We start from the raw sequence: 1,456 nt of genomic DNA, 5'->3' as shown, positions 1-1,456 counted from the left end.
ACAATCCTCTCTCGCATCGGGAACAATTTAAACCAGATTGCCAAGCGTATGAACGCCACGGGCAACGTCTATGAAGCCGATGTAAAAGAAGTAAAGGAGCTGATGAAACAGGTATGGCAATCACAAAAATCCATGCTATCCAAGCAACCGTCAATAAAGCAGTAGATTACATCTGCAACCCTGCAAAGACAGATGAAAGCATTCTCATTTCTTCCTTTGGATGCAGTCCGGAAACTGCTGCTTTTGATTTCAAGTTTGCCCTGTCAAAAACCAATCAGGCAGACCCAAACAAAGCCTTTCATCTAATACAGGCATTTATGCCCGGAGAAGTATCTTATAAGGAAGCTCATCAAATCGGCATAGAGCTTGCCGACAAACTACTGGAAGGAAAATACTCTTACATTGTGGCTACCCACATTGACAAAGAACACGTTCATAACCACATCATTTTCTGTGCTGCAGATAACATCAATCATGAGAAATACCATGACTGTAAAAAGACCTACTATCACATCCGGCATCTGAATGATGAGCTGTGTTCCGAGCATCAGTTATCCGTCCTGCCACCAACTGACCAGCGTGGAAAAACATACAAGGAATGGCTCTCTAATAAAAACAATTCCTCATGGAAAACCAGGCTCAAAAATGACATTGACGAAGCCATCCAAACTGCTGAGACTTATGAGAACTTTCTTGACCTTATCCGTGCCAAAGGATACGAGATAAAAGGCGAAACCTTTGATAAAAAATCTTTAAAATATATCTCATTCCGACCACTTGACTGTGAGCATTTTATCCGTGGCAGAGCCAACTCTTTAGGTTCGGAATACACCAAAGAACGAATTAAGGAACGGATCGAAGAAAAGGCATTGATACAGCCTAAAAAGCGTATTCCATTTCCTACAAGAAAGAAGCAGCTTGTCAAAGATTATTCTTCCAAAAAGCTCATTGACACCTCGGAAGAAAAGTTTGAACAAAGTCCCGGTCTGAAGCACTGGGCGTACATCCAAAACCTTAAAATTGCTGCCAGCAGTTACAGTGAAACAGGCTCCATTGCCGAGTTGGAAAAACAGCTTGCAGCTAAGTCGGTTCTTGCCAAAACTGCACGAAACAGTCTTGTTGAAACCGAGCATCAGTTAAAGGATTTAGGACAGATTTTGAAATATGCTGAGCAATATCAGACCAATCATATCTATCATGTCCGATATCAAAAATCCAAAAATCCGGATGCTTACCTGCGAAGTCACGAAACAGAACTTCTACTCCATGACGGTGCAGAAAATATGTTAAAACGCCTTGGAATGAACCCTAAAACTCTAGATATTGAAAAGCTCCGTAACGAATACAATTCTTTGTATTCGAAGAAAGAAACCTTACAGAAAACCTATAAATCTGCTGAGAAAGAAATCAATGCTCTCAACAGAAAATTAGATAATCTGAATCAATATCTTAACCG

Annotated in this window: 2 protein-coding genes; both read left to right on the top strand. The window is 40.6% G+C overall.

The annotated features are described in order from the left end of the window. The first annotated feature begins 48 nt into the window (after nucleotides 1-48). Nucleotides 49-165, top strand: a complete 117-nt coding sequence (locus FYJ59_RS13830) for a hypothetical protein (protein WP_331464363.1) — start codon at nucleotides 49-51, stop codon at nucleotides 163-165. Further along, a partial coding sequence (locus FYJ59_RS13825; RefSeq protein ID WP_154498926.1) for a relaxase/mobilization nuclease domain-containing protein occupies nucleotides 114-1,456 on the top strand: 1,343 nt, incomplete at its 3' end. The genes FYJ59_RS13830 and FYJ59_RS13825, both read left to right, overlap by 52 nt.

Origin of the sequence: Waltera intestinalis (genome assembly GCF_009695995.1) — a bacterium.
Taxonomy (GTDB): domain Bacteria; phylum Bacillota; class Clostridia; order Lachnospirales; family Lachnospiraceae; genus Acetatifactor; species Acetatifactor intestinalis.
Note: the sequence above shows the minus strand (reverse complement) of the source record. Positions and strands in the feature narration are given on the sequence as shown.

Bases quoted from the DNA above. Each gene is read 5' to 3' on its own strand.
- FYJ59_RS13830 (WP_331464363.1), top strand. From the start codon at position 49: ATGAACGCCACGGGCAACGTCTATGAAGCCGATGTAAAAGAAGTAAAG.